The following is a 7676-nucleotide window of genomic DNA, read 5'->3' on the forward strand; positions in this document are numbered from 1 at the left end:
GCGCCGGGCCATGCCCGGCGAGCGCGGAAGTCACACAGGCGCGCTGCCAAACCACCCGCGCAGGAAATCGATCAGCTGCCGCACCTTCGGCGAGGGCTGCGTGCTGTGCGGGTAGACCGCGTACACGCTCTGCTGCGGGAAGCGGTGCTGGCGCAGCACCGAGCGCAGCCGGTCCTGGGCCAGGTCGTCCTCGATCAGCCAGCGTGGCAGCACGGTGACCCCGGCGCCGGCCAGGGCGAACGCGCGCAGGCTGCTGGCACCATCCACGCGTACCACCGCGTTGCCCGGGTTGGTGGCAAACAGGGCGCCGCTGCCATCAGGCGCGATCACCGGCACGTCGGCCAGGCGCGGGTAACCGAGGCGGGGCAGGGCGCCCAGCTGCACGGGGTCGTCGGCAGCATCGGCAGAGGGCAGGCGTGCCAGTAGGGACGGAGCCGCCACGGGGCACAGTGGATGGCGTTCCAGTTCGCTGGCGTGCAGGCCCGAATCCGGCAGGCGGCCAAGACGGATTGCCAGGTCGAACCGCTCGGGAATCAGGTCGGCCGGTGCCGGTGAGGTCGACAGGTGCAGCTGCAGGGCCGGGTGCCGCGCACGAAACGCCTCCAACGCAGCAATCAAGCGTAGCTGGGCGTACTCCGGCGTGGTGGTCAGGCGCAGCACACCCTGCAGCTGGTGCTGGTCGCGGCGCGCGGCATCGATGGCTGCCTGTGCGGCATCCAGTGCTTGCACGCAGTGTTGCAGGAACTGTTCGCCGGCCTCGGTCAGGGCCAGGTGGCGGGTACTGCGCAACAGCAGGGTCACGCCCAGCTCCTGCTCCAGCCGCTTCAGGTTGAAGCTGACCACCGCGCGGCTGAGGCCGAGGCGATAAGCCGCAGCGGTCAGGCTGCCGGCCTCGACCACGGCGCGGAAGATATCGAAGCGATCGAGGCTGACCATGGCAATTCATTGTCAAAGTGGATTTGACAGTGTTGCAGTTGCTGTCGTGTTTTTCCAACAAGGCCCGCACGGCATGCTGGCCGCTTCCCTGTTGGAGCGCCGCCGATGCCGTCTCCCCGCCTGCGCCATGAGGCGATCTTCCTGCTGGTGTTCGCTCTGGATCTGGTCAACATGTTCATCGCCACGGTGGCCTATCCGGTATTGGCAGCGGAGCTGCACGCCGATATCAGCACCCTGGCCTGGGTGGGCACCGCCTACATGCTGGGCCTGAGCGTGGTGATCCCGCTGGCGCCCTGGCTGGCCGCGCGCTGTGGTGAGCGTCGCCTGCTGCTGGTGGCGTTGCTGCTGTTCGCGGTTGCCGCTGCGCTGGCCGGCGCAGCAGCGGGTATTGGCTGGCTGCTGGGCTGGCGCCTGCTGCAGGGCCTGGCCGGTGGCCTGCTGATTCCGGTGGCACAGGCGGCAGCGTACCGGCAGTGCACGCCCGACCAGCGTGGCGCGCTGACCCGCCGCATCCTGCTGGTTGCGCTGCTGGTACCAGCACTGGCGCCCGCGCTCGGTGGGCTGCTGGTGCAGTGGTTGTCCTGGCGCGGCGTGCTCTGGGCCAGCCTGCCGCTGGCCGTGGTGGCGATTGGACTGGTGCTGGCGTGGATGCCAGCCGATGGCGCGCGCAGTGCGCCGCGCCTGCAGGCCTATGCGCTGTCCACCGCGATGCTGGCGCTGGGCGCGCTGCTGCTGGCGTTGACCTGGCTGGGTGAACCCGGCCATCGGGCCGCCGGTGCCGTACTGCTGTTGATCGCAATGCTGTTGGCGGCGGCCCACCTGCGGTATGCACGGCAGCAGGCGCAGCCCCTGCTGCGCTGGTCGCTGCTGTCCCATCGGGGCCTGCGCCTGGCGATGCTGGTCTATCTGGCAGTGCCCGGTGTGTTCATCGGCAGCCAGCTGGTCAGTACCCTGCAGCTGCACCAGGCCGGTTACAGCGCGGCACGCATCGGCGCGTTGATGCTGCCCTGGGCGCTGGCCTCGGCCGTGGCGATTACTGCCAGCAAACGCCTGCTGGCCCGTTTCGGCCCGGCCACGGTACTACGCGTGGGCATGCTGCTTCAGGCCAGCGGCCTGCTGTTGATGGCGCTGCTGCCACAGCCGGCCTTTACCTTGGCTGCGTTGTTGTTCTCACTGATGGGCGCCGGTGGCAGCCTGTGCAGCAGCACCGCGCAGACGTTGGCTTTCCACGGCGTGGAGGGTGAAGCGCTGGGCGATGCCAGTGCCCTTTGGAACCTCAACCGTCAGCTCAGTTTCTGCCTGGGTACTGCCGCCATTGCGCTGTTGCTGGCGCTGGCCATGCAGTGGCTGCCAGCACGCGCCACCAGCGTGGCTCTGGGTCTGGCCGCCGCAATGACGCTGTTGCCGATGGCGTTGCTGCGTCGGCCGCAGAGGATCACCCTTTCGCAACCGGAGAACACTTGATGGCTACGACCGCAGAACATGAAATCCACCACCTGCACGACAAACTGCAGGCCTGGTTCCGGGCCGAGGTGGCTGCGGATGCGCTGGATGATCTGATGGCGCATTTCTGCGCGGACTTCAGCATGGTCGGCATCGCGGGTCGCAGGCTGGACCGTAATGCCGTGCAGGCACTGTTCGCGGGTGGCCATGGCGCGCGGCCGGGGCTGCAGATTTCCATCGAAGCCGTGCAGGCGGTGGATGCGATATCACCGCTGGCGGTGCTGCGCTATCGCGAAGGTCATTCGATCGACGGTGGCGCACCCGCATGGCGGGAGTCGCTGGCGGTACTGAGGCAAGAACAGGGGCGCTGGTGCTGGCTGGCGCTGCATGAGGTAACGGCAGATTGATCGGTGGTGCCGGCCGCTGGCCGGCAACCGTCGTAACGCGCCGCAGGATCATGAAGTTGCCGGCCAGCGGCCGGCACTACCTGTCGTCGGCAAACGTAGCGGCACATGTGCCATCAGTCCTACCCGCATCCACCGCAGAATGCAAAGCCTGCACACACTTCACGGCCCGGGGCAGGAGTAGGCTTGAGGCTTTCCTGCCGGGAGGGGTTGTCCATGCGTGTGCGTGCCGTCGCTGTAGCCATTGCCCTTTGCCTGTCCAGCACCGTGCTGGCCGCCGATACCCCGCCGATGACCCCGGATATCAGCGGCAAGCCCTTCGTTGCCCCGGATGTCGGTCGCGACTACGACAAGCGCGTGGTGATGGTGCCGATGCGTGATGGCACCAAGCTGTATACGGTGATCGTGGTGCCCAAGGGCGCCCACAATGCGCCGATTCTGCTGACCCGGACCCCCTATGATGCTGCCGGTCGCGCCAGCCGCAGTGATTCGCCGCGCATGCGCGACCTGTTGCCGCAGGGTGACGAGGTGTTCGTCGACGGCGGCTACATCCGCGTGTTCCAGGATATCCGCGGCAAGTATGGCTCCGAGGGCGATTACGTGATGACCCGGCCGCTGCGCGGGCCATTGAACAACACCAAAGTCGACCATTCCACCGACGCCTGGGACACCATCGACTGGCTGGTGAAGAACGTGCCGGAGAGCAATGGCAAGGTCGGAATGCTCGGTTCGTCGTACGAGGGTTTCACCGTGGTGATGGCGCTGACCGACCCGCACCCGGCACTGAAGGTGGCCGCACCGCAGAGCCCGATGGTTGATGGCTGGATGGGCGACGACTGGCTCAACTACGGTGCGTTCCGCCAGGTCAACTTCAACTATTTCGCCATGCAGACCGAGAAGCGCGGCAAGGGTACGTCGCTGCCCAGCCTCGGCTACGACGACTACAGCACCTTCCTCCGCATCGGCTCGGCAGGCGACTACGCGCGTTTCACCGGCGTGGACCAGTTGACCTGGTGGAAGAAGCTGGTCGAGCATCCGGCCTACGACGGCTTCTGGCAGGGCCAGGCGCTGGACGCGGTGATGGCAAAGACACCGCTGAAGGTGCCGACCATGTGGCTGCAGGGCCTGTGGGACCAGGAGGACATGTGGGGTGCCAACCACGCCTACCAGGCGATGGAAGGACGCGATAGCGGCAACAACCGCAATTACCTGGTGATGGGCCCGTGGCGACACAGCCAGGTGAACTACAGCGGCAGCGAACTGGGTGCGCTGAAGTTCGACGGCGATACCGCGCTGCAGTTCCGCCGCGACGTGCTCAAGCCCTTCTTCGACCAGTACCTGGTGGATGGCGCGCCGAAGGCCGATACGCCACCGGTGCTGATCTACAACACCGGCGAAAACCACTGGGACCGCCTGAAGGGTTGGCCGCGCAGCTGTGACAAGGGCTGTTCCGCCAGCAGCAAGCCGCTGTACCTGCGCGCCGGCGGCAAGCTGGCGTTCCAGGCACCGGCGGCGGGCGAGGGCGACTTCGAGGAATACGTGTCCGACCCGGCCAAGCCGGTGCCGTTCGTGCCGCGCCCGGTCCGCTTCGGCGACCGCGACATGTGGACCACCTGGCTGGTCAAGGACCAGCGCTTCGTCGATGGGCGCCCGGACGTGTTGACCTTCATCACCGAACCGCTGACCGCGCCGCTGCGCATCGGCGGCGCGCCGGTGGTTCACCTGCAGGCTTCGACCAGTGGCACCGACAGCGACTGGGTGGTGAAGCTGATCGACGTGTATCCGGACCAGGAAGCGTCCACGCCGGAGATGGGGGGCTACCAGTTGCCGGTGTCGCTGGCGATCTTCCGTGGCCGCTACCGCGAGAGCTTCACCGATCCGAAGCCTCTGGCCGCCAACCAGGTGCTGCCGTATCGCTTCGATCTGCCCAACGCCAACCACACCTTCCAGAAGGGCCACCGGGTGATGGTGCAGGTGCAGTCCAGCCTGTTCCCGCTGTATGACCGCAACCCGCAGACTTACGTGCCGAATATTTACCTGGCCAGGCCGGGCGATTACCAGAAGGCCACGCAGCGCGTCTGGCATAGCGCGGCACAGGCGAGCTACATCGATCTGCCGGTGTATTGAGCTGCTCATGATGAAGCCGGGCCATGCCCGGCAGCACGTGGAAGTGCCGGCCGCTGGCCGGCATCCGCGATGGCGCAGGAGCGTGTCGACCAAGGTCGACACCTGCCAGGGCCCGGGCCTTCAGTCCACCTTCGATGGGCCCGTGCGCCAGCGGCTGGGCACCAGTCCGAAACGCTTGCGGAACGCCGCAGCGAAGTTACTGGGATGGCGGTAACCACAGGCCGCAGCGGCCTGTTCAACTGTCCAGCCGTCCTCGCGCAGGCCCTGTTCGGCGTGGCGCATGCGCTGTTCGTGCAGATAGTCGAACACCGAGCTTCCATACTGCTGTGCGAAGTGGCGGCGCAGCGAACTGGGACTCATGCAGGCCAGCTGGGCCAGTTCGATCAGGCTGTGGGCATGGCTGGGGTCGTCATGCAGGTAGGCACGCACGCGCTCCAGCCGCTCGCGCTGGCCGGCGCGCAGTGTGCGTACATGCTCGGTCTGCATATCCTCGGCCTGGAGGCCGACGGCCAACACCTGCAGGGCCACGCCTTCGCGCCACAGCGCATCGATGTCGTCCTGCCAGGGACTGTCGAACAATTGGGCGAGCGTTGGCAGCAAGGCATGCGGAATGGCCCAGTGGCGGCACTGCAGAGGGGAATGAAGGACCCGTTGCAGTGCCGGCAGGCGCAGCATGTCCACGTCCAGATCGGCCGGTACGCTCAAGCTGACCCCGCGCAGGTGGCTGCCACCAGGATGCAGACCGGCCATGGAAACAGGTTCATGGTGACTTGTGGTCATGCCTGTGCCGGCGCGCAGCGTGAACCCCTTGCGACGAGGAAACTGGACATCCACTTCGCCCTGCAGCATCAGGCGGATGGTCAGGCCGGCACCGTGCACAGCGGTGGCCGTGTAGGTGAACCGGTTGTGCACGTCCGAGGCGATCAGGCCCAGGCCACCGCGCAGTGACTGCTCGTGGACGTCGCCACGCCCTGCCCATTGGTCGTCGCGCAGTTCACTCCCTTCGATCCGGTAGTCGTAGCCATGGCGTTCGCCGAAGTGGCGGTAATCAGCAAAAGTGAAATATCGGGACATCGCTCTGCGCAAACACAGGTTGAATTGGATGTGTCGAAGAAACTGGAAGTGTTTCCCATTGTCGCCGCGATTCGCGCGCTTTTGACCTCAATAAGGTCAAAACGATTGGCGATTACGGCCAAAGTGAAAATGCCGCCGAACATACGCCGGCGTTTTGCATGCATATCCGTACGTAATTCCATACATAAACTTCAGTTGAGGTCTTATGGCTGGAACGATCACCTGAAGATGCGATGTCAGCCTGGCCGTCACGGGCGCGCGCGTAGGGTGGGGCGGTTGGCTGTTGCAGGCCACTTAGATACCCCCCACCGACGGAGAACGCAGATGATTGACTACCAACTCACCGGCAAGACCGCGATCGTGACCGGCGGTGTGTCCGGCATTGGTCTGGCCGTGGCGCAGACCCTGGCGGCGTCCGGCGCGCGGATCTCGGTCTGGGACTTGAAGCAGGATGCGGTGGATGCCACCGTGGCGCAGTTGCGCGATGCCGGTGCACAGGCGATTGGCATCGCGCTGGACGTCACCGACGATGCAGCGGTGGAGGCGGCGGTGCAGCGCACCATCAAGGAACTCGACGGCCTGCACGTGGCGGTCAACAACGCCGGCATCAGCGGGCCGGCGGCCAGCAGCGGCGATTATCCGATTGATGGCTGGCAGCGCGTGATCGATGTCAACCTCACCAGCGTGTTCCTGTGCCAGCGTGCGCAGATCCAGGCCATGCGCGCGGCCGGCACGGGCGGCAGCATCATCAACATGGCCTCGATCCTGGGCCAGGTGGGCTATGCCGGTTCCACCGCGTACGTGGCGGCCAAGCACGGCGTGGTCGGGCTGACCCAGACCGCAGCGTGGGAACATGCGGGCGACGGCATCCGTGTCAACGCAGTGGGGCCGGGCTTCATCAGCACACCGCTGCTGGAGAAGATGGACCCGAAGGTGCGCGCCACGCTGGAAGGGCGGCACGCGTTGAAGCGGCTGGGTACGCCGCAGGAAGTGGCCGCGTTGGTAGCCTGGCTGGCCAGCGACGATGCCTCGTTCGCGACCGGCGCGTACTATGCCATCGATGGTGGCTATCTGGCGCAGTGAGCGAATGCGGTCAGTAGATCCACGCCATGCGTGGATGAAAGCGTGCGGTGAAGAAGGCGTGCCATCGCCTTCACCGCCGTCCCACGATCGTCGCGCGACGCTCCGGGAAAATTCCGGAGCTTTGCCATGGAACTTACCCAGGATGTCTCGATCCTGCTGCGCGTTGCCGCAGCGATGCTGTTCGGCGGCGTGCTCGGCGTCGAGCGCGAGATGGGCAAGCACGCCGCTGGCCTGCGTACGCACATGCTGATTGCCGGAGCAGCAGCATTGATCGTTGGCCTCGGCGACTCGGTGGCCGAACATTTCCAGCAGGAGCGCTACCGCGACCTGCTGCAGGTCGACCCGGTACGCCTCATCGAGGCCGTGGTGGCCTGCGTAGGCTTCGTTGCTGCCGGCACCATCCTGCGCGGCTCGCGCGAGGACCAGGTCAGCGGGCTGACCACGGCCAGCTCGCTGATCATGGCGGCGGCCATCGGGATTGCGGTGGGTATCAGCAAGTACGTGATCGCGATCGGGGTGAGCGTGCTGTGCGTGCTGGTGCTGGCGGTGATGCGGCGGTTGGAGAAGCGGATTTCGTAGGGAAGGTCGCGTTGCCGGCCAGCGGCCGGC

At 66.2% G+C, this 7676-nt stretch carries 7 protein-coding genes; 5 read left to right on the top strand and 2 right to left on the bottom strand.

Going from position 1 to position 7676, the window contains the following annotated elements; all coding sequences use genetic code 11:
* Positions 1–30: 30 nt before the first annotated feature.
* A complete protein-coding gene (locus O0J15_RS19660) occupies positions 31–936 on the bottom strand; it encodes a LysR family transcriptional regulator (protein WP_134735612.1) in 906 nt (301 codons plus the stop codon).
* A 105-nt stretch (positions 937–1041) separates the two neighbouring features.
* Here O0J15_RS19660 and O0J15_RS19665 point away from each other — a divergent pair, with 105 nt between their 5' ends.
* The 3 genes from O0J15_RS19665 (at position 1042) to O0J15_RS19675 (ending at position 4910) form a co-directional block, all read left to right on the top strand.
* Positions 1042–2400 (top strand): MFS transporter, encoded by a 1359-nt coding sequence (locus tag O0J15_RS19665; protein WP_134735613.1) that lies wholly within the window; start codon positions 1042–1044, stop codon positions 2398–2400.
* Complete coding sequence (locus O0J15_RS19670) at positions 2400–2786, top strand: DUF4440 domain-containing protein (RefSeq protein ID WP_134735614.1); 387 nt, start codon at positions 2400–2402, stop codon at positions 2784–2786. Before O0J15_RS19665 ends, O0J15_RS19670 begins: the two co-directional genes overlap by 1 nt.
* Positions 2787–2999: 213 nt before the next feature.
* The gene (locus O0J15_RS19675) at positions 3000–4910 is read left to right on the top strand and encodes a CocE/NonD family hydrolase (protein WP_134731505.1); all 1911 of its coding nucleotides are present in this window, start codon (positions 3000–3002) and stop codon (positions 4908–4910) included.
* Positions 4911–5030: 120 nt separating this feature from the next.
* Here the strand turns inward: O0J15_RS19675 and O0J15_RS19680 are convergent, their stop codons facing one another.
* Complete coding sequence (locus O0J15_RS19680; RefSeq protein ID WP_058981829.1) at positions 5031–5984, bottom strand: AraC family transcriptional regulator; 954 nt, start codon at positions 5982–5984, stop codon at positions 5031–5033.
* Positions 5985–6308: 324 nt separating this feature from the next.
* Here O0J15_RS19680 and O0J15_RS19685 point away from each other — a divergent pair, with 324 nt between their 5' ends.
* Together O0J15_RS19685 and O0J15_RS19690 are read left to right on the top strand one after the other, a co-directional pair.
* A complete protein-coding gene (locus O0J15_RS19685) occupies positions 6309–7067 on the top strand; it encodes an SDR family NAD(P)-dependent oxidoreductase (RefSeq protein WP_134735616.1) in 759 nt (252 codons plus the stop codon).
* 126 nt (positions 7068–7193) lie between these two features.
* Complete coding sequence (locus tag O0J15_RS19690) at positions 7194–7646, top strand: MgtC/SapB family protein (RefSeq protein ID WP_005413774.1); 453 nt, start codon at positions 7194–7196, stop codon at positions 7644–7646.
* Positions 7647–7676: the final 30 nt, after the last annotated feature.

The organism is Stenotrophomonas sp. Sm10 (assembly GCF_030985515.1).
GTDB classification, from domain to species: Bacteria; Pseudomonadota; Gammaproteobacteria; order Xanthomonadales; family Xanthomonadaceae; genus Stenotrophomonas; species Stenotrophomonas hibiscicola.

Bases quoted from the DNA above. Each gene is read 5' to 3' on its own strand.
- O0J15_RS19660 (WP_134735612.1), bottom strand. From the start codon at position 936: ATGGTCAGCCTCGATCGCTTCGATATCTTCCGCGCCGTGGTCGAGGCC.
- O0J15_RS19665 (WP_134735613.1), top strand. From the start codon at position 1,042: ATGCCGTCTCCCCGCCTGCGCCATGAGGCGATCTTCCTGCTGGTGTTC.
- O0J15_RS19670 (WP_134735614.1), top strand. From the start codon at position 2,400: ATGGCTACGACCGCAGAACATGAAATCCACCACCTGCACGACAAACTG.
- O0J15_RS19675 (WP_134731505.1), top strand. From the start codon at position 3,000: ATGCGTGTGCGTGCCGTCGCTGTAGCCATTGCCCTTTGCCTGTCCAGC.
- O0J15_RS19680 (WP_058981829.1), bottom strand. From the start codon at position 5,984: ATGTCCCGATATTTCACTTTTGCTGATTACCGCCACTTCGGCGAACGC.
- O0J15_RS19685 (WP_134735616.1), top strand. From the start codon at position 6,309: ATGATTGACTACCAACTCACCGGCAAGACCGCGATCGTGACCGGCGGT.
- O0J15_RS19690 (WP_005413774.1), top strand. From the start codon at position 7,194: ATGGAACTTACCCAGGATGTCTCGATCCTGCTGCGCGTTGCCGCAGCG.